Origin of the sequence: Bacteroides sp. 11BF (assembly GCF_019633765.1) — a bacterium.
In the GTDB taxonomy this organism is placed as follows: Bacteria; Bacteroidota; Bacteroidia; order Bacteroidales; family Bacteroidaceae; genus Bacteroides; species Bacteroides hominis.
In genome coordinates this window covers 53,814-73,431 of the sequence record NZ_JAFKPJ010000015.1, presented here as the reverse complement: position 1 = coordinate 73,431, position 19,618 = coordinate 53,814, and the positions used below count along the sequence as shown (strand labels likewise).

General features: G+C 44.5%; 14 protein-coding genes and 4 tRNA genes. 2 read left to right on the top strand and 16 right to left on the bottom strand.

What is annotated here, in order from left to right:
• Positions 1-5: 5 nt before the first annotated feature.
• Positions 6-467 carry a 50S ribosomal protein L13 gene (gene rplM, locus JZY04_RS15740; protein ID WP_005782434.1) on the bottom strand — a complete coding sequence of 154 codons (462 nt, stop codon included), beginning with the start codon at positions 465-467 and terminating at the stop codon, positions 6-8.
• Positions 468-485: 18 nt separating this feature from the next.
• On the opposite strand from rplM, the gene JZY04_RS15735 reads away from it, so the two are divergent.
• A complete protein-coding gene (locus JZY04_RS15735; protein ID WP_005811169.1) occupies positions 486-722 on the top strand; it encodes a hypothetical protein in 237 nt (78 codons plus the stop codon).
• A gap of 82 nt (positions 723-804) precedes the next feature.
• Here JZY04_RS15735 and JZY04_RS15730 read toward each other — a convergent pair whose 3' ends face one another.
• The 11 genes from JZY04_RS15730 to yaaA form a co-directional block, all read right to left on the bottom strand.
• On the bottom strand, positions 805-1,293 hold the full coding sequence (locus tag JZY04_RS15730; RefSeq protein WP_022011590.1) for a DUF4488 domain-containing protein: 489 nt from the start codon (positions 1,291-1,293) through the stop codon (positions 805-807).
• Positions 1,294-1,450: 157 nt separating this feature from the next.
• Positions 1,451-2,854, bottom strand: coding sequence for an asparagine--tRNA ligase (gene asnS / locus JZY04_RS15725; protein ID WP_122142983.1), 1,404 nt, complete (start codon positions 2,852-2,854; stop codon positions 1,451-1,453).
• Positions 2,855-2,961: 107 nt separating this feature from the next.
• Positions 2,962-4,260, bottom strand: coding sequence for a pseudouridine synthase (locus tag JZY04_RS15720; protein WP_220577435.1), 1,299 nt, complete (start codon positions 4,258-4,260; stop codon positions 2,962-2,964).
• Positions 4,261-4,341: 81 nt separating this feature from the next.
• Complete coding sequence (gene purB / locus JZY04_RS15715) at positions 4,342-5,688, bottom strand: adenylosuccinate lyase (RefSeq protein ID WP_122143006.1); 1,347 nt, start codon at positions 5,686-5,688, stop codon at positions 4,342-4,344.
• A 227-nt stretch (positions 5,689-5,915) separates the two neighbouring features.
• A complete protein-coding gene (locus tag JZY04_RS15710; RefSeq protein WP_005811179.1) occupies positions 5,916-7,802 on the bottom strand; it encodes a beta-galactosidase family protein in 1,887 nt (628 codons plus the stop codon).
• Positions 7,803-8,017: 215 nt separating this feature from the next.
• Positions 8,018-8,092: transfer RNA gene (locus tag JZY04_RS15705), tRNA-Val, on the bottom strand.
• Positions 8,093-8,142: 50 nt separating this feature from the next.
• Positions 8,143-8,217 (bottom strand) — tRNA-Val (locus JZY04_RS15700).
• Between the two features lie 29 nt (positions 8,218-8,246).
• A tRNA-Val gene (locus tag JZY04_RS15695) sits at positions 8,247-8,321 on the bottom strand.
• A gap of 29 nt (positions 8,322-8,350) precedes the next feature.
• Positions 8,351-8,425 (bottom strand) — tRNA-Val (locus JZY04_RS15690).
• Between the two features lie 167 nt (positions 8,426-8,592).
• Positions 8,593-9,153 carry a sugar O-acetyltransferase gene (locus JZY04_RS15685; protein ID WP_122142981.1) on the bottom strand — a complete coding sequence of 187 codons (561 nt, stop codon included), beginning with the start codon at positions 9,151-9,153 and terminating at the stop codon, positions 8,593-8,595.
• Positions 9,154-9,158: 5 nt separating this feature from the next.
• Complete coding sequence (gene yaaA, locus JZY04_RS15680) at positions 9,159-9,932, bottom strand: peroxide stress protein YaaA (protein WP_005782419.1); 774 nt, start codon at positions 9,930-9,932, stop codon at positions 9,159-9,161.
• 121 nt (positions 9,933-10,053) lie between these two features.
• Here yaaA and JZY04_RS15675 point away from each other — a divergent pair, with 121 nt between their 5' ends.
• Positions 10,054-12,273 carry a beta-N-acetylglucosaminidase gene (locus JZY04_RS15675; protein WP_122142980.1) on the top strand — a complete coding sequence of 740 codons (2,220 nt, stop codon included), beginning with the start codon at positions 10,054-10,056 and terminating at the stop codon, positions 12,271-12,273.
• Positions 12,274-12,467: 194 nt separating this feature from the next.
• Here the strand turns inward: JZY04_RS15675 and JZY04_RS15670 are convergent, their stop codons facing one another.
• Genes JZY04_RS15670 through JZY04_RS15655 form a run of 4 tightly spaced genes read right to left on the bottom strand, consistent with a single transcriptional unit; the run spans position 12,468 to position 19,612 of the window.
• Complete coding sequence (locus JZY04_RS15670) at positions 12,468-12,851, bottom strand: hypothetical protein (protein WP_005782415.1); 384 nt, start codon at positions 12,849-12,851, stop codon at positions 12,468-12,470.
• Positions 12,852-12,865: 14 nt separating this feature from the next.
• On the bottom strand, positions 12,866-14,524 hold the full coding sequence (locus JZY04_RS15665) for a FimB/Mfa2 family fimbrial subunit (protein ID WP_122143005.1): 1,659 nt from the start codon (positions 14,522-14,524) through the stop codon (positions 12,866-12,868).
• A gap of 35 nt (positions 14,525-14,559) precedes the next feature.
• Entirely contained in the window at positions 14,560-17,211 is a 2,652-nt protein-coding gene (locus JZY04_RS15660; RefSeq protein WP_181996452.1) for a BACON domain-containing protein, read from the bottom strand.
• Positions 17,150-19,612, bottom strand: a complete 2,463-nt coding sequence (locus JZY04_RS15655) for a Calx-beta domain-containing protein (RefSeq protein ID WP_122142978.1) — start codon at positions 19,610-19,612, stop codon at positions 17,150-17,152. Before JZY04_RS15655 ends, JZY04_RS15660 begins: the two co-directional genes overlap by 62 nt.
• Positions 19,613-19,618 lie beyond the last annotated feature (6 nt).

Below are 19,618 nucleotides of genomic sequence, written 5' to 3'. Positions count from 1 at the left end.
ATATCTTATTTAAGTGAGTTTATATCAATTGCTTTCGGGTTCTGAGCGTCGTGCTTGTGTTCGCTACCAGCGTATACATACATATTGCTCAGCAACTTAGCTCCCAATCTGTTTTTAGGAAGCATGCCCTTCACTACTTTTCTCAGTAATCTGTCTTCACCGTTAGGTTTGGCAATCAAACGAGCAGGAGTCATTTCTCTCTGACCACCGGGATAGCCAGTGTAAGACAAATAAACTCTGTCATTCCATTTATTACCACTTAATTTTACTTTGTCTGCATTGATGATAATAACGTTATCACCGCAGTCTACATGAGGAGTAAAGTTTGGTTTATACTTTCCTCTCAACAGTTTCGCAACTTTTGCTCCCAGACGACCTAATGTTTGGTCTGTAGCATCAACGATAACCCATTCTTTGGTTACAGTTGCCTTGTTTGCAGAAATGGTCTTGTAACTTAAAGTATCCACTCTTAATTTGTTTTTTAAATGTTACTACTAAAAATTTTCTTCACCACTTATCAACCTTCCCCGGACAAAGGAAGATTAACTTGCTATGAATTAATCTCTTATCCTTTTGAGATAATAATCGGCTTGCAAAAGTACGGCTTTTCTTTGAATTGGCAAACTATTTCTGCCTTTTTTTGGATTTATCCGATTGATAACGAGCACCAAGCTATCGACTATGAACAGCAGCCGGCAGACAAAAAAAGAGACTGCAAGTAACAATTCACCACTCAATCAACGCCACAAGGCATAATCGGCAGCTTGCTACCTGCAGTCCGTAAATCCGTTGTTATAATCTGAATTATCTTACAATATCATCCGGGAATTTATCAGGCATCTCAATGCGTTTCCAGGTTTCATTATACCAGCAGTTCAATTCATTGCCATTCAGGTCCTTCTCTATAAAGTATTTAAGATGCAAGATTTTATCATCGATAAGTTCAAAAGTAAGAACGTTATCCTGATTATCGAGCATCGGCAAATGAATATTCTTTTCAATACTTTCAGCATAAGTATGATCCGACAACTGTTCATAGCTGCCATAGCCGGTTATAATAGCGTCCGATCCCGGACGAATCGTAAAGTTCACAATTCTTCCATCATCACTCAGCACTTTGAAAGTGTTACTCGGTTTAAGCACTCCCGGAGCATCCGGACTCTCTGAAACATAATGGCACAATTGCCAGATTCCTTTCAGATTAGCAGGCTTAAAGTTACCCTTTTGTGCCATCACATTCGTTACCGCAAACAGCATTGCCGCCAGCATGGTAAAAAAATAAAGTTTTTTCATATCTATACGATTTTAGTTAACACTTTAATTCGTCTGTCTGTCACAAATATAAAGATTTCTTTTATAAAATAAGCAATCTTAAGACATAAAAAAACTCGCATAATCAAAAGAATATGCGAGTTTCTTATCATTTGTATGAATATTCAGGTATGATTCATCAAAAATCGGCATTACGCGGAGTACGCGGGAATGGAATTACATCACGGATATTAGACATCCCGGTTACAAAGAGCAATAAGCGCTCAAATCCCAGTCCGAATCCGGAATGCGGACAAGTACCGAACTTACGGGTATCCAGATACCACCACATATCCTTCATCGGAATATGCATCTCTTCGATACGTGTCATCAACTTATTGTAATCCGACTCACGCTCCGAACCACCGATAATCTCCCCGATCTTCGGGAAAAGCACATCCATGGCGCGTACAGTTTTGCCGTCTTCATTCTGTTTCATATAGAATGCCTTTATTTCCTTTGGATAGTCGGTCAAGATCACCGGACGTTTAAAGTGGTCTTCCACCAGATAACGTTCATGTTCAGAAGCCAGGTCAACTCCCCAATAAACCGGGAACTCAAACTTATGTCCTTTGGCAACAGCTTCTTCCAGGATCTTGATACCTTCCGTATATGGCAAACGCACAAAGTCTTCTTTCAGTACACCTTCCAGACGTTCTATCAGCCCCTTGTCGAACATGTCGTTCAGGAACTTCACATCGTCGGCACAGTTATCCAAAGCCCACTTCACACAATATTTAATGAACTCTTCAGCTAAATCCATATTCTCCTGAATTTCGTTGAAAGCCACTTCCGGTTCGATCATCCAGAACTCGGCCAAATGGCGCGGAGTGTTAGAATTTTCTGCACGGAAAGTAGGACCGAACGTATAGATAGCTCCGAGAGCAGTGGCAGCCAATTCGCCTTCAAGCTGACCAGAAACAGTCAAACTGGCCTGTTTGCCAAAGAAGTCGTCATCGTATATGATAGAGCCGTTTTCATCTTTTTTCAGGTCATACAAGTTCATGGTAGTCACTTGGAACATCTGTCCTGCACCTTCACAGTCAGATCCCGTAATGATGGGGGTATGAAAATAGAAGAATCCCTTTTCATGAAAGAATTTATGGATGGCAATAGCCATATTATGACGAATACGGAATACTGCTCCAAAAGTATTGGTACGTGGACGCAAATGGGCAATCTCACGCAAGAACTCCATTGAGTGACCTTTCTTCTGTAGCGGATATGTATTGTCACAAGCACCCAGCACTTCAATCTCACGAGCTTGCACTTCAGCCTTCTGACCGGAACCTACCGACTCCGTCAACACACCGTTCACGCTCACACAAGCGCCGGTAGTGATTTGCTTCAGCATCTCTTCATTAAAGTTTGCCAGATCGACTACGACCTGCACATTATTTATTGTAGAACCGTCATTCAGTGCGATAAAGTTAACTTGTTTGCTACCTCTGCGGGTGCGAACCCATCCTTTCACATTGACCATAGCGCCAAAATCTTCACGCTTTATCAGGTCGACAATTTTTGTTCTACTAATCTTTTCCATAAAACTATTTTATATACATTATTATATATAGTAGTCAGAAGCCAGTAGCTGGAGAACAACGAACACCAGACTACCGGCTTCCGACTACCATCTTTTAAATTCCTTTATTATTCAAAAGATCCCATCCGGAGGAAGTTTACTTCCTGTTCCGTAAGGTAACGCCACTCACCGCGACGCAATCCTTTCTTAGTCAGTCCGGCAAAGAATACACGGTCGAGTTTCACCACCTTGTAGCCTAATGATTCAAATATACGGCGTACAATACGGTTCTTTCCCGAGTGGATCTCGATACCCACCTGATCGCGTTTCACTTCATCGGAATAGCTGATAGCATCTGCATGAATCTCGCCGTCTTCCAACTGGATACCGGCTGCAATCTGATCCATATCCGCCTTTGTCAGGTTCTTGTCCAGATATACATGATAAATCTTCTTCTTCAGGTATTTCGGATGTGTCAACTTCGATGCCAAATCACCGTCATTGGTCAGCAGCAATACACCTGTTGTGTTACGGTCCAGACGTCCTACCGGGTAAATACGTTCAGCACAAGCTCCTTTCACCAGATCCATAACAGTCAGACGAGCCTGAGGATCATCCGAAGTAGTCACACAATCTTTCGGTTTATTCAACAACACGTACACTTTGCGTTCAATGCTGACTGTTTCGTCATGGAACTTCACCACATCGGCACGTTTGATCTTTGTACCCAATTCTGTAACAACCTCACCATTAACAGAAACCACACCTGCTGTGATAAATTCATCTGCTTCACGACGAGAGCAAACTCCCGCATTGGCCAGGAATTTATTCAGACGAATCGGCTCATTCGGATCAACAAACTGTTCTTTGTATTCAATCTGTTTCTTCTTACTGTATTTAGCATTCGGATCGTAATCTCCCGTACGGCGCACCGGACGTGAGAACCCTTGCGATCTGTTATCGCTATTGAATCTCGGGCGATAGGGACGGTCACCGCCTTCACGGTTGTATGAAGGACGTTGGGGACGGTCGCCATAAGAACGCTGCGGACGATCGCCACCTTCGCTGTTAAAGCGCGGACGGTAGGGACGGTCGCCACCTTCACGATTATATGAAGGACGTTGCGGACGGTCGCCATAAGAACGCTGCGGACGATCCCCACTATCGCTATTAAAGCGCGGGCGGTAAGGGCGGTCGCCACCTTCACGGTTGTATGAAGGACGTTGGGGACGGTCGCCATAAGAACGCTGCGGACGATCTTCACTATTACTATTAAATCTCGGACGATAAGGACGGTCGCCACCTTCACGATTGTATGAAGGACGATTGTATCCACCTTCTCTGTTATAACTTCTGTTACCATCACGGCCGGCGTCTGTATTCTCGCTCTTGGAGTCTTCGCGCCATTCTTCGTTTTCTGTGCTCATTTTCTTATTCGAATAAAAATTAAACTTTTGGCCTCACGGCCTGATTTCAAACACTTATATTATATATAACAATAATCACCCTTAAATTCCCGTATACGAATGGGGAGTAATTACTCTTAATTCTTTTTTTATTTCTTCACTGACATCCAGTCCTTCGATAAACTCCTTGATCGAAGCTTCCGTGATAGCCTGATTGGTACGAGTCAATGCCTTCAGAGCTTCGTACGGATGCGGGTAAGCCTCACGACGAAGAATAGTCTGAATAGCCTCAGCCACTACACTCCAACAGTTATCGAGATCACGGCAGATTACGGTCTCGTTCAGCAACAGTTTGCGCAATCCCTTCAACGAACTCTGGATAGCGATCACAATATGTCCGAACGGAGTACCTACATTACGCAATACGGTAGAATCCGTCAAGTCACGCTGCAAACGTGATACGGGAAGTTTCACTGCGAGGTGTTCCAGAATAGCATTAGCCATACCCAAGTTACCCTCCGCATTTTCAAAGTCAATCGGATTCACCTTATGCGGCATTGCGCTCGATCCTACCTCTCCGGCCTTGATTTTCTGCTTGAAATATTCCATTGAGATATATTGCCAGAAGTCACGGTTCATATCAATCATTACCGTATTAATACGTTTCATGGCATCGAAGATAGCCGACAGGTTATCATAATTTGAAATCTGTGTTGTATATTCTTCGCGTTCCAATCCCAGTTTCTCTGCAACAAAGCGATTTCCGAATGCTTTCCAATCATATTCGGGATAAGCTACATGATGTGCATTATAATTTCCGGTTGCACCACCGAACTTAGCTGTTACAGGACATGCTTTCAGAGTTGCCAACTGGCGTTCCAGTCGGTAAACAAAAACCATGACTTCTTTACCCAAACGTGTCGGAGATGCCGGCTGACCGTGAGTTTTGGCAAGCATCGGAATAGTTTCCCATTCGGCAGCATATGTCTTCAACTGAGCAATCAGTTCCTCAATCAGCGGATAATAAACCTGCTCCAACGCCTCTTTGATAGAGAGAGGAATTGAAGTGTTGTTAATATCCTGCGAGGTCAGTCCGAAATGGATAAATTCCTTGTATTTGTCCAACCCGCCTAACTTATCAAACTCTTCTTTCAGGAAATACTCTACGGCCTTTACATCGTGATTAGTCACACTTTCAATCTCTTTAATGCGCTGTGCATCGGCTTCCGTAAAATTACGATAGATATTGCGTAATGACTCGAACACACTCTTATCAATTCCTTTCAGTTGCGGCAACGGAAGTTCACACAAAGTAATAAAATACTCTACTTCTACCTGCACGCGGTATTTAATCAACGCATATTCGGAAAAATATGCCGCTAAAGCTTCGGCCTTGCCTCTATATCGGCCGTCAATCGGAGATATGGCCGTAAGTAAATCAAGTTTCATATTGTCGTTTAGATAATTATCAGGTTGCAAAATTAACTCTTTTTCCTGAGTTATAAGGCATAAGGAGTGAGAAAGTTTGTATAAAAGAGACTAAAATAACGATGAGTGATCTATGACAAACGGTGAACAGCCCGCATTATAATATTGCCGCAAGCAGTTCACCGTTCCTCATTTATCGCTGATCACTTATTATTCCGTGTCGATCACAGTCCGTCAATCATTCATCATCAATTATTCAGTTTCATCAGCACCGGTGTCTTCACCGTCTTCACCTCGGCCTGAGGAACTTCATTCAATTGTTCAAAAATAACAATCTTATTTGTTCCTTTCTTCAACCATACTCCCGGGATATAAAGGGTTTGCTGCGGTCCCACCTTCCAATAGCGCCCGATGTTGACACCATTTACAAAGATGATACCTTTTCCCCAATTTTCCATATCGATAAATGTATCTCCGACGTTATCCAACGTAAAGGTCCCTTCATAAAGCACCGGACAACCTTTCAGTTTTGCGGCCTCAGCAGGCACATTCGCATGTGCATCAGCTTTCAGTTTTGCCAGGTCTGGCATTTCGCTCATCGGCAACTGATACATATCCCACTCACCTGTAATTTCCTTACCCGCTATTTTGACCGGACTAATGATACCCTTGGTATTATGCACAATTTCACTACCATAATTAATACGTCCCATATTTTCAACCAGTATCTGCAAAGTAGCGTTAAACGGCACCTCAATCTCCATTGAATAAGTCTTGGTATTCCGGTTCAACACACCTACCTGCTCTCCATCCACATACACAACCGCATAGTCACGCAGTCCCGGTATCTCAAGCGTTCCACTGATAGGTTGATTAAAATGACGGGTATATAACACATATCCATACCCTTGATTCAACTGCTCAAAAGTCAAAGGAGTATCGGCCGACACCGGCTTTTGTTTTTCGGCGAATGCCAATACATCAGCAACTTTGGTCAATTTGATAGAGGGGATCTCAATAACCGGATTTGGAGCCGGAGCCTCGGGGACCGTGTATTTAACATATTTTCTGATCACGTTACGGATTGAATCATACTTCGGAGTCACCCAACCAGCTTCGCTGATAGGAGCATCATAATCATAACTGGTCAGATCCGGCTGAATATCACGTTTCTTATCATAATTGGCACCACTTGTAAAGCCGAAATTAGTCCCTCCATGCACCATATAGAAGTTGAAAGATACGTCATTCTGCAGATATTTCTCGGTCTGACGTGCAATTCCGGAAGCACCCACCTGTGGAAACGGTTCCGCCCAATGCGACAACCAACCCGGATAGAACTCAGCAACCATATACGGTCCCTTACCATCATGATATTGATTAACCACCTTTTTCAGGTTCTCAATATCACTTTCGCCATTCGCTGTAGGTAAAGCACCCGGTGTAGCTCCGCCTTCGAAAAGCCAGCTGCCATCAGAGGTAAACAAGGGTACATTAAATCCTGCGTCAGCCAATTGCTGTTTAATTTTGGCATTATAAGCACGATGCTCTTCCAAAGGTATATCTTTTCGTTGGGCAACGTACGAACCAAACTCGTTCTCACACTGCACCATCACGATCGGGCCACCTTTTGTGCACTGCAAATCGCCCACTTCCTTATAAAGCCGGTCAATATATGCCTTTGTATATTTCAGAAACTCCGGATTATCTCTCCTGATTTCCATTCCTTTCACATTCTGCAACCACCAGGGATAGCCGCCAAATTCCCACTCGGCACAAACATAAGGGCCGGGGCGTAAAATAACCATCATTCCCTCTTCACCGGCTGTTTTTATAAACTCGGCCAAATTCTTGTCACCGGTAAAATCCCACTTCCCCGGCTCCGGTTCATGAAGATTCCAGAAAACATAAGTCGCAACCGTATTCAACCCCATACCTTTCATCATCTGTAAACGATGACGCCAATATTGATGAGGGATACGGGCATAGTGCATTTCACCAGAAAGAACAGGTGTCACTTTTCCATTACGATAGAAATGTCCGTCTTTGATTTCAAACGCAGACTTTGACTGCGAGAATGCACATAATGGCATGATAGCCAATAGCAAAAGTAAATAAATAGATTTTGTTCGCATGGTAGCATTAATAGGTTTGTTGATGAAGCAAAGTAAAGAAATAAATCACTTTTTCACCAACTTTCCCGTCGTTTTCTTATAAAAAATAACTTGAATTAATACACCGCAACCAGATCAGCCATAAAAAAGAAAGTCCTCACAGAAATATTCTGCAAGGACTTTATATNATAAAAAAGAAAGTCCTCACAGAAATATTCTGCAAGGACTTTATATTGTGGGCGTTGACGGATTCGAACCGCCGACCCTCTGCTTGTAAGGCAGATGCTCTGAACCAGCTGAGCTAAACGCCCGATGTATCTTTCTCAAAGAATATATAGCAAAATTGAATCTCTTTTCAATGTGGGCGTTGACGGATTCGAACCGCCGACCCTCTGCTTGTAAGGCAGATGCTCTGAACCAGCTGAGCTAAACGCCCATATATTCTTCTTTGAAAGTGTTCGGCTGTGGGCGTTGACGGATTCGAACCGCCGACCCTCTGCTTGTAAGGCAGATGCTCTGAACCAGCTGAGCTAAACGCCCATATATTCTTCTTTGAAAGTGTTCGGCTGTGGGCGTTGACGGATTCGAACCGCCGACCCTCTGCTTGTAAGGCAGATGCTCTGAACCAGCTGAGCTAAACGCCCGTACACTTTCCTTTTAAAAGCGATGCAAAGGTATCGCTTTTCTCGAAATCTACAAATTATTTACGATCTTTTTTTTCAAAAAGTTTCCAACATCATCAGTAAGTCTCTGTTTTTCAAACAATAGAATCCATTCTGTTTTACTTCGTTTGTTTTCTCAGTAACTTAGGTTATCCGTCCGATACCTGCCGCCGAATAACACGTGCGGGATTGCCTACCGCCACACAATCATCCGGTATATCTTTTGTAACCACGCTACCGGCTCCAATCACACAACGGTCACCTATCGTCACCCCAGGGCAAATGACTGCTCCGCCCCCAATCCAGCAATCTTCACCAATAGTAACCGGATAAGCATATTCCTTGGGATTACGGCGTTCCAGATAGTCCATCGGATGATGTGGAGTATAGATTTGCACACACGGACCTATCAGTGTATGACTTCCGATAGTGATGAATGCTCCGTCAAGGAAGGTACAATTGGCATTAACAAATACATGTTCGCCCAGACGGATGCCGTCACCATGGTCACAATGAAAAGGCGGGCAAATAACAGAGGTAGGCGGAAGGTCGGGCACCAGTTCCTCAAGTAACTCCCTGTAAGTATCGTCATACGTACTCAGTCCCCGCATCCGTGCCAATAACTTTTTGGCATGCTCAAACCGTACCTGCAACTCGGGTGCTGACATATCAGCCAGTTCGCCACTACGCATTTTTTCTATTTCAGTCATTTGGACTATTCTGTTTTTCCGTTCGTAAATACATATTTCTTTTCATCCGAAAGCTGTTCGTTGAACTCAAATCCCTCCCAGGCAAATGTTTTCAACTGGTCAACGGATTCTATCCGGTTTTTCAGGATGTAACGGGTCATCTCTCCCCTCGACATTTTAGTGTAGACCACTACTGTAGCCAGTTTCCCGTTTTTCCAGACGTGAAACTCAGGAGTCACCACACGGACCTCTCTCTCCACCCGTTTCCAATCAAAAAGTCCCCGCATCTCGTCACTCGCCAGATTACAAAGTATCCCACCGGCTTTTTTAATATCTTCTATAAACAAGTCGGTAAGAACCGGCTTCCAATACTCAAACATGGTTCGGGTACCGGGTTCGGGCAATCGGACATCTCCTTCGAGCCTGTAAGGTCGAATCACGTCGAGAGGACGCAGCAGCCCATAGCAAAACGAAGTCAACCTCAAATGGTCCTGAGCATATCGGAAATCTTCATCCGAAAAATCTTTGGGAGAAAGTCTTTTAAAAACAATCCCGGTATAAGCCAACAGCGCAGGCAGCTCCCGAGTCGCTTCGGAATGAAAGTCCTGATAGCGCTTATAATTCTCAACAGCAATCTTAGGATTTACCCGCAACAGGCGCTCCAACTCTCCGACAGAGAATTGAGACATTTGCAAAGCGACCTCCGCTGCCTCCTTCCGGAAGCGGGGAAATGTAGTGAGAGGCGTTTTCACTTTCGAAACGTCACTCATGGTTTTGGCGCAAGATAAAAGTATCAGCATAGACTTCTTTCCTTATTTCAATGTTTCAAAGGAACAAAATTAATAGAAAAACGGGAGTATACACTTTTTTTCTTACTTTTGTACTGTCACTAAAACCTGAAAAACTAACATTTTACCTAAAATGAAGATTAAACGACTCTACTTACTGGGAGCCTGGCTCCTTTTGGGCGTCAGTGCTTCGGCCCAGAACACAAGTATTCAACCACAACCACAACAGATTCTTTCGGAAACGCAGGCTCTGAGTCTGCCGGATACCTATCTGATTGTCGGAGAAACAGAAGCAAACCCGCATGCCGTCAGTGCACTGAAAGCTTTACTTGCCGGAAAAAAGACAGATAAGGACGGAATTCGCATCTATATCGGTGAAAAAGGGGATAAAGCTATCCGTAAATTCGCCCGGCAAATTCCCAATCAGAAAGAAGGATATTATTTAGCTGTCAACGACAAAGAAATCGTATTGGCCGGACAAGACGAACGGGGAACCTTCTATGCTTTGCAAACCCTATCACAACTGCTGAACAATAACCAATTGCCTGTAGTTGAAATCAAGGACTATCCTTCCATCCGCTTCCGCGGTGTAGTCGAAGGATTCTATGGAACTCCATGGAGCCACGAAGCCCGTCTCCGTCAGTTGAAATTCTACGGAGAAAATAAGATGAATACCTATATCTATGGTCCTAAAGACGACCCGTATCACAGTTCCCCCAACTGGCGTTTGCCTTATCCGGAAAAAGAGGCGCTTCAGTTACAGGAGTTAGTAAAAGTGGCCAATGAAAACGAAGTGGACTTTGTATGGGCCATTCACCCGGGACAAGATATCAAATGGAATCAGGAAGACCGTGATCTGCTGCTGGCTAAATTCGAGAAGATGTATGATCTGGGAGTACGTTCGTTCGCAGTATTCTTCGATGATATTTCGGGGGAAGGAACCAACCCGAACAAACAGGCTGAACTACTGAACTACATTGACGAGAAATTCGTAAAGGCCAAACCGGACGTTACCCCGCTGGTCATGTGCCCTACCGAATATAACAAAAGCTGGTCGAACCCGAAAGGTAATTACCTGACTACTTTGGGTGAGAAACTGAACCCTTCTATCCAGATTATGTGGACGGGCGACCGTGTGATTTCCGACATAACCAAAGATGGTATTGCCTGGATCAACAAGCGCATCAAGCGCCCGGCGTATATCTGGTGGAATTTTCCGGTATCCGATTACGTACGCGACCATTTGCTGCTCGGACCGGTTTACGGCAACGACACCCAGATTGCCGATCAGATGTCAGGCTTCGTCACCAACCCGATGGAACATGCCGAAGCATCTAAAATAGCAATTTACAGTGTAGCCAGTTATGCATGGAATCCGGAAAAATATGACAGCGAACAGACATGGAAAGATGCCATACGCACCATTTTGCCGAGTGCTGCGGAGGAACTGGAATTCTTCGCCGCACACAACTCTGACCTAGGTCCGAACGGACATAAATACCGCCGGGACGAATCGGTTGAATTACAGCCTGTAGCTAAGCTTTTTCTCGACAGCTATCTGAAAAACGGCTCGTATACCGAAGCAGACTTCAACTCCTTGAAAGCAACCTTCGGCAAGATGACAGAGTCCGGTGATATTCTGATGACCAACACCGAAAACCAACCTTTGATTGCAGAAATGATGCCTTGGCTCCGTCAATTCAAATTATTGGGTGAAACCGGACAAGAAGTATTGTCTATGGTCAAAGCTTACAAAGAAGGCGACAACTCACTTTTTATCCGGAAGTACCGCCATGTGAAAGCACTGCAACAACAGATGTTCCAAGTGGACCAGACTTATAACCAAAACCCTTACCAGCCGGGTGTAAAAACAGCAACTAAAGTGATCAAACCACTGATCGACCAAACGTTCACTACGGTGACCGAACGCTATAACAAGCAAAACGGTACACAGCTGGATGCCGCAACGGACTATATGCCTCACAAACTGACGAGTGACGTAGAGCAACTACGCAATCAGCCGTTACAGATCAAAACAAACCGTATATTGGTATCGCCTGCCAACGAAGTAATCAAATGGGGAGCGGGACGTACGTTGACCATCGAACTGGATCAAGCCTATCCGGGACAGAGCCTGGATATAGATTTCGGCAAACCGGATGTAGCCACCTGGGGACGACTTGAAGTTTCAGCCGATGGCAAAGAATGGCAAAAAGCTGACTTCAAACAGGAAAAGAACCGGATCACGCTTAACCTGAAACAAGCTCCGGTGAAAGCTGTCCGTTTCAGCAATACCGGCAATACGGAACAAGAAGTTTATCTTCGCCGTTTTATCATTACTCTGGACAAATAAAAACTTATTCAATCTGTGTAAAAAGCCCCTTCCGGTATTTTCGCTAAAATACGGAAGGGGCGCACACAAACAAAACAAACAATAATTCATCAACAGCCTTCACAGGCTATACCGATGAATATCACTAAAGATAGCATACAAAGAGTATGCTCGTGAAAAAGCTGCCTTTTCAAGGCTACAGAGGATAAGATTAATCATTCAGCATGTTCATTTACCTTCGTACAAGAGCTTTCTCTTTCCTGTAATACACGAAATTTCATTTGCTGCTGTTCCCGCCAGTAATAAAAACCTCCACACGAAATTTTGCATAAAACAACATATTCAGTTTTACGCTTCCGCATCAGACGCAATAGAGGTGTACATAAAAACTTATCCGGTTCGGAAACACGCACCCTGATTGTTTTTCGTCCGGAAGTAGTTCCGTCCGGACAGGGCAACCAGTCTATATCAAGTATGCCCAGAAGAGAATAACAATAAAAGGCAGAATGTTCATAGGCATACCATGCTCCTTCTTCCTGATACAGGAAAATACAATCAACATTCTGTGCTTCTATTTGCAATATCTCTTCCAGGGTCATACTACCGCAACGTTCTATTGAATAACTACTATCTTACGGGCTACAGTTTCCCCGCCGGAGGCGGAAGTCATCAGTACAGTCCCTCTCCTGTTCGCTCCGAAAGCTACGTGCAAATAAGCATGCGAACTATATTTGCTACTAAGTTCCGACACCATACCGTCTCCCGGAAATGCTCCGGGAGATGCGGCGGATGGGTGCAGAAAGAGCCAGCCGGCAGACGTCGGATTCAATACCCGGACCGTCCAGTTACGGTCGGTTGAACCAACCAAATCGAAAACAAACGAATCGGTATCTTTCTGGTCCGATATAATGGGATTCCAACTGACACGAACCGGCTGAGACAGATTATCACACGTCATAGTCAAGGTTGTAGATACGGCACTATTGGCCGGTGAGGTAAAATCCCCTGTTATTTTATACTTATTACTTCCTAAAGCTTGTGCAGACAGATTGGTCAGCCAATTACAATCGGCAGGTAGGGTCAGAACCGGCTGAACACCACGGCTGGAATATACGGTACAAATATCTACGCCCGTCGCCGATGTAGTCACACCTGTTTTTCCATATAGGCTGAATACATTATTAGACGATGCCATACGGTATTCACCGTCGGCCACAATACAGGGCAGATCCGTGTCTTCATCCGTCAACTCCACTTTCAGAGCATTCGAAGGTGCAGAAGCCACAGCAATATCCGGATTTTCATATCCCGGACCATTGACGCCCACCACCGTAACAATATAACGGTGGTTACGTACAATGTTCAGAGGAGCTCCGTTGTTACCGGTCATTACTACCTTATAATAGCCCTTTTTTCCCTTATACCGGGCTGCAATCACTACTCCCATATAGTCGGAAGCCGAACAGTTACGCTCGTATATGTATAAAGAAGGTTCAGCACTATTGACCCACCCCTTACGATAATCCAGATAGGTTCCACCGGTAACCGGATTTGCGGTAACGGGAGTGTTAACTTCTCCTGTGCAATCGGTCGGAGCCAGGAAGCCATGACAGGCTCCCTGATGTACGGTAATTCCTTCGATGACAAAATCATCCAGTCCGGTATTTACACCCCCACTACCCTTCTTCACTTGTATACAGGCAGTGGAACGCAACAGTTTCACACCCTCTACTTTCGTCACGATATTGATTCCGTTGAGAGCAAAACGTCCCCACATGACCAAAGGCATCACATGGTTTAGCAATGTGCTCTCTCCTTCATTCACATGTTCGAGCGAGGCTGTCTGCAAAGAAGAGATAGCCGCATTTTCTGCCATACCCGGAGTTATATCACCAAAGTTCAAGCGATCCGAAGTGCCATCAGCACTCCGCCCGTTTGCAACCAGATGAATGATACGCCGTTCCGAAGTGGCATCCAAACGGACTGTGAAATTAATCCCCGTTCCGGTAACAACCAACCTGTCATTCTCTACTTTGACACGCTCCATAAACTTTGCGTCTTTGTCGAATATCAGCAAGTCTACGTTCTTAATATCGGTATCCGTATACGGGCCACCGGCACGAGTAAGCGTATTCACTGACTCCGGCTGCGGCAAGGTTACCGAAACAGCAACATCTATCTTCCCATAAGCGGGTTTCTGTTCCTCTTCCTCATGACTACACGAGACAAACAGAAGGGCAACCAGTATACCTATTATATATTGTATTTTCATACTATAGCTCTTAATTTTCATTATACACATTAAAGCTACCTCCTTTCTCCTCGATAATTATTAGAGTAAGTATCAACTACTGTAGGAGCCCAATAAGGTTTCTGAGTCTCTTCTACACTTCTCATTGGAACCCGTACCGAACGAGTACCTGTCCACACAGTTCCTTTCCAATTTATTTTTGCAGTGTGTTTCTTACGGTCATATACAATATCACAAATATGGTCATATTGCTTAGAACCGGAAGCCTGCACACTAAACTTATTTGTAGAAGTGTAAACCAGTGTTCCACCTTGATTGACAAAATTCGTACCGACATGATTCATCGTACCACCCAAATAAGCATAGATATTACAAGTCATCGGGATACCGCCGCCATTAAACCATCCGGCATTCACTTGCAAGGTTACTGTACGTGGCAACAATCCCGGAGCATTCGGATCAATGCCATGTTGACCGGGATAAGGTGCAGAATTAATTACCGGAGCATTAAAGAATGCGGTTTCTCCTTGTCCTGCTCTAGCATCACCACCCCATTTCAATAGCTCCTTACTATCATAGTTAACCACACTACCTTGACTCCAGCCAACCCACTGATTCTGGAATGCATCTACCGAACTTGTATTGTAAGTAATGCCATTTACCACAACAGATGTAGGATTTCCTGTGAACCCAACTTTTACATCTACGTCATTCGAATCCCAAACAAACTGTACAACAAAATAATTAAACTCTGGGATACGAACAATTATAGCTTGAAGCACTGATACTTTAACTGTATAATCAGGATCATCAATATGTCCAAGAGTTATTTCTCCATAACGTTCTTCTTCATTTGGTTCACGATCGCAGACAAAAGTAAAAATACCGGTTGCAGGATTGTAATCCGTCTCTGGTGCGGGGTGTATCCAATCTGGCTTATTAATGATAGTCAAATCACGAGTATCTCCACCATATACTTTCACATTGTTTACAGTACATGTAGTATCCGGATGCACAGTAGGCTGTGCAACCTCAATCAAATCATCGATAATACCTATAAATAAATTACTTAAATGGACAGTATCCGTATCAAGAGTCGTCATATTTTTAAAAACCGCCTGTCCTTCTCCATAATATTCATCATACAATGAATCATCACTGGTAGAGGTTCTTGTAAAAGTTACAGCTGTACTCCCTGTTGCCCCTTGGGTAGTAGCAGCAGTCGCCTTGGAACTTTGAGCCAGTAATTTCCAATTTCCACCAACAGACTGAACATCAAGTGAAGCTGTCGGATGTGGAGGACTAAATTGTAGTTTGTTGACACTAACTTTGATAGTACCTCTATCCGGTCTTTGTGTAACCGGTATTTTCTTGGTCACATTATTTGCTTTAATGGTAATATACGAAGTACGAGGATGATTATCCACATAGCTATCCAGGTCAGCAGTAATTTCCACCGCATTCCCATCCAACTTTTTCACCGAAGTAATCCACGTGGCCTCAGGTGCCTTCTCCACTGTATATTCCCGGGCATTGGTATTTACATGTATCGTGTCTTTGAATGCCATCCCCACCGAAGCTTTATCCGTATAGAGTTGGGTCTGTGACAAATCGGCTTCCAACTGTGTATCTTGCCAGTTTAATATCTCAGTAGAGACATCAAGCTTTCCACCAAGGAAAATGCGTACCAACAAAATTCCGTTTACTCGTGGAACCCGAGGAATTACCACATCCGTCTTCTCGAAACGTGTACCTCCTTCACTGGCCAGATCGACACTCAGTTTAAGATGGCTGGTAGTCGTGTCGGTCGGAAGCGCATTCAGATAATCAGTTCCTTTATGGGCCGGCACAATAAACCGAAGCGTATCACTATACTGATGACCCGCCATTGCAGTATTATTATGTATAGTAAAGGTACCGGTCATAGGTTCCGCACTCACAGTAGGGTTGTTTTTATTGGGGTATAACCCTCCTTCCCAATTAAGAGTCGTAGGCACATTACTCAATTTCATCGTGTGGGTGCCATTGATATCCAGTCCTCCGGCATCAGCTATCACGACTTTGACCAATGCAACGTTCCGTGAAAGTAATGCTGTTTCGGAAGCGACATTATCCTGACCGGCAATAACCTGCTGTCCGGTAATATAAGCCGTACGCAACTCAGGCATAGACGGCAAATTTCCACCGGAGGAACGGGTTTCCCACATTTTCAGTGATGAACGCCCCTGTCCACGGACAGGCTGAACCAATTCACTGTTTATATCCCTGTCGGCACTGACCAACGTAATATCCCACGTACCTGCCGCAACCGGCATGGTAAGGCGGTCTGCAGCGTAAGTCACATCCGGCACTTTCTGCCTGAACTGTCCGGCAGCAGCCCCATCTCCATCAAACAGATAGACTTGCGTATTATTGATAATATCAGCAGAAGCTCTCGTCATCCTGAAAACCAATGAAGGATTACCATTGGTTCCCCCTGGCGATTCCCTGTCATCCGTACAAGCAAACGCCAGAAAAAGCAGCAAGCCCATCAACCCTGTATATATTCTTTTTCCTGTCATAGTTCTTTTTTCATCCATTTTCTTCTGAGCAGACAAGAAGACCTTGCATTTGAAATGCAAGGCACTCTTATCCCTAAGAATCATTTTATTTCCGGATCGTAAACTCTGCCATACGTTCTGCGTCAGACACACTGATCGGCTGTGCACCCGTAGGCTGGTTTACAGATTTGATTTTCAGTTTCACCTGTTTTTCCAAAGCATCCGTACTGAACAATACCACTCCATTCACATTGGCCGAACTATGGTTGCCGTCTCCACTAATACGTAGGTCATGCAGGTTGGTAAAGACAAAGTCTTTTCCTTCTTTTGCCGTAGCATCGGGCAATGTCACACAGTTAACAATAATATCACTACCTGTGGCATTAGTCAGTAAGGCTCCGTCTGAAGCACGCAACAGCGAAACGGTGAAGAAGCCTGACACCACATTATTATTTACTCTGTGGTCGCCAAGTGAAGTTATGGCCAGGCGTGCCGGCTGATCAACAACAATTCCGCTGCAACTCAGCAATTCACCATCAAAAGCGACATTGGAACCACTCAGGCTATGTACTTTATTGAAATTCACCACCACGGTTTTAGGAAGTTCATAGCGGGTATCCTCCAATGTTCTGACATTAAAAGATGACTTTTGCGAACCATTGGCAAATATCACTCTCGGCGTCAATCCCATATCGAAATCAAGCGCATCGGCTGTGCCTTCTCCATAAATGCCATCCACTATAATATTGGCTCCCGTTGCATTAGTCAAAGGAGTTCCGTCGGTCTTAAATAATCCCAGTTCATATAAAATATCTTTGGATCCCTCTTCTCCGCGCTCCGTACGTACCAACTTTACAACCGCCTGCTGATCTTCGATAACCGCTTTTCCTACAGGCTTCACCAGATAACTCTGCTGAACATCCGACAATAACAATTCAAAGTCCTTCACACCTTCGATCAGATCATTCGCCTTTACCGGAACCTCAATATCCTGTTTCACCAGATAGCGGTCAGCCGTTCCGCGTGAGGGAGTGAAAGAAAGCTTTCCCTTCACCGGAGTAAAGTTATTGGCCGTTGTAGCCGATGCTTCGCGAGTGGCATAACCTACACTCACAGGAACAGGCGCTCCCTCTTTCGTGGTGGCATATCCGGTCAGTGTCACAGTAAACACAGCGGTGGCTGTTCCGTTTACCGGCTTGGTTATTTTCACGTCCGAGACATAGAGTCCATGTCCGAGCTTGACAAGACGGCTACCACTACCCAGAAAAAGTAACTCCCCGGATGATGCAGTCAAGGCCTGACGGTAAATGGTAGGTTTATTATCCGTCACATAACGGTCAAACTCTTTCTCACCCGTAGCAGAATACATACAAACCCGGCCCTCATCCGAAGACAGCAGCAACACTTCACCGTTGTTAGTCACCTTAATCTTATCAAAGTTACCATCAATCGTTCGGTCAAACTCAGCTTTTCCTGTCGGCAATATACGGACAAATGTTCCTCTGCGTGCGTTGACGTCATAAGTGGTTACCACTGATTCGCCGGTAGTCCGGTTCATACCCACACCTCTCACACTTCCGTTCGAGGTACCCGAGTACAAAGCTGTTCCGTCATTTCGCAATAAAGCGTAATATCCTTTATTACCACTGCCTCCTACTAATATATTACCATTGCGGGCTACCCGTAGATGGTTGAGCGTTGCCAATCCCTGGTTGGCAGGTATCAGTGTTTTAGCAAAAACAATATCACCTTCCGGACGAATCTTATAAATAATACCTCCATCTGTCGATGAATTACCGATAACAATCACCGAACCGTCATTGATATTGGCGTTCAGGCCTGTCACTATAAATCGTTTAGCCGGAATGGCAGTCACATAATAAGGTTTCCCTTTATCATCTAACCGGACCACCACCGTCTGTTCTTTTTCTCTGTCTCCGGAGAAAGCCGCACAGATATATTCAGTCGTGTTGCCCAACACCTCAAACTGGTCACAATAGCCACTTCCGGTGTTCTTATACTGATAAATCACTCTACCCGATTTATCTACTTTCAAGAGAATACCTTGCCGACCGCTTCCTCCTTTCGGCTCCATACCGGAAAGTATCAATGATCCGCTTCGTAGCAGGGCACCTTTCAGAAGCTCGCTTCCTTGTCCTCCCGCATAAATATTGGTAACAATATGACCACTACGGTCTAATATGACCGCTCGTCCGCTCAGCGTCACATTATCCTTTCTGCCTTTTGTATTCATCACAGCAGATTGTCCGACAAGCAGGATACGATTGTCCTCCAACTCTGTCAGCTCATTAACAGCAGTAAACCCGGCCAACGGTAACGAAAAGAGTACCTCACCTTCTCTTCCTATCCAGGTCAGATTGTACTTCTGTCCCTCTTTGCCTACCATAGCCACTTCGTCACCGGCCAACGGGCATACCAGTTGTATCTGGTTCTTATCGCCATATTTCTTATCGAAAACCACCGGCATATATTGGGCTCTCACCTGCAGACAGGCTATGACGCTCAGCAGGAACAGTATCCACACTCTATGAATTCTTGTCTTCTTCATATATCG

Coding starts and splice junctions, on each gene's coding strand:
- JZY04_RS15735 (WP_005811169.1), top strand. CDS start 486: ATGTTACTACTAAAAATTTTCTTCACCACTTATCAACCTTCCCCGGAC.
- JZY04_RS15730 (WP_022011590.1), bottom strand. CDS start 1,293: ATGAAAAAACTTTATTTTTTTACCATGCTGGCGGCAATGCTGTTTGCG.
- asnS (WP_122142983.1), bottom strand. CDS start 2,854: ATGGAAAAGATTAGTAGAACAAAAATTGTCGACCTGATAAAGCGTGAA.
- JZY04_RS15720 (WP_220577435.1), bottom strand. CDS start 4,260: ATGAGCACAGAAAACGAAGAATGGCGCGAAGACTCCAAGAGCGAGAAT.
- purB (WP_122143006.1), bottom strand. CDS start 5,688: ATGAAACTTGATTTACTTACGGCCATATCTCCGATTGACGGCCGATAT.
- JZY04_RS15710 (WP_005811179.1), bottom strand. CDS start 7,802: ATGCGAACAAAATCTATTTATTTACTTTTGCTATTGGCTATCATGCCA.
- JZY04_RS15685 (WP_122142981.1), bottom strand. CDS start 9,153: ATGACTGAAATAGAAAAAATGCGTAGTGGCGAACTGGCTGATATGTCA.
- yaaA (WP_005782419.1), bottom strand. CDS start 9,932: ATGCTGATACTTTTATCTTGCGCCAAAACCATGAGTGACGTTTCGAAA.
- JZY04_RS15675 (WP_122142980.1), top strand. CDS start 10,054: ATGAAGATTAAACGACTCTACTTACTGGGAGCCTGGCTCCTTTTGGGC.
- JZY04_RS15670 (WP_005782415.1), bottom strand. CDS start 12,851: ATGACCCTGGAAGAGATATTGCAAATAGAAGCACAGAATGTTGATTGT.
- JZY04_RS15665 (WP_122143005.1), bottom strand. CDS start 14,524: ATGAAAATACAATATATAATAGGTATACTGGTTGCCCTTCTGTTTGTC.
- JZY04_RS15655 (WP_122142978.1), bottom strand. CDS start 19,612: ATGAAGAAGACAAGAATTCATAGAGTGTGGATACTGTTCCTGCTGAGC.